The organism is Bacillus sp. SIMBA_074 (assembly GCF_046534555.1).
Classification (GTDB): Bacteria; Bacillota; Bacilli; order Bacillales; family Bacillaceae_G; genus Bacillus_A; species Bacillus_A mycoides.
In genome coordinates, this window is the sequence record NZ_JAWRYM010000593.1 from 1 (window position 1) to 268 (window position 268).

At 40.7% G+C, this 268-nt stretch carries 1 protein-coding gene; it reads right to left on the reverse strand.

Translation table 11 applies throughout. The features are described 5' to 3' along the window. A partial coding sequence (locus SB773_RS32110) for a C25 family cysteine peptidase (protein ID WP_410594397.1) occupies positions 1 to 197 on the reverse strand: 197 nt, incomplete at its 3' end. Between the last annotated feature and the right edge of the window lie 71 nt (positions 198 to 268).

Below are 268 nucleotides of genomic sequence, written 5' to 3' on the forward strand. Positions count from 1 at the left end.
TCGTCTCCTTGCTTATCAGAATCGTCGCTTATCAGAACGAAGTTGTTTCTCCAGTTTCCGTATGATTTTGCATCATGATATTCTAAAATCTTATTTACCATTTCCTGTGCCTGTGTATTGTCTGAAACCAGCATACGCCCCACAGCAATATCAATTCCGTCAAAAGGTTCGCTAATAATTCCTTCGGTAGGATCCATTAGTCCGTAAAAATCATCAGAGGCAAATCCGTCTTCACCCACAGTATTGCTTTTGAGGGCCTGATATATAG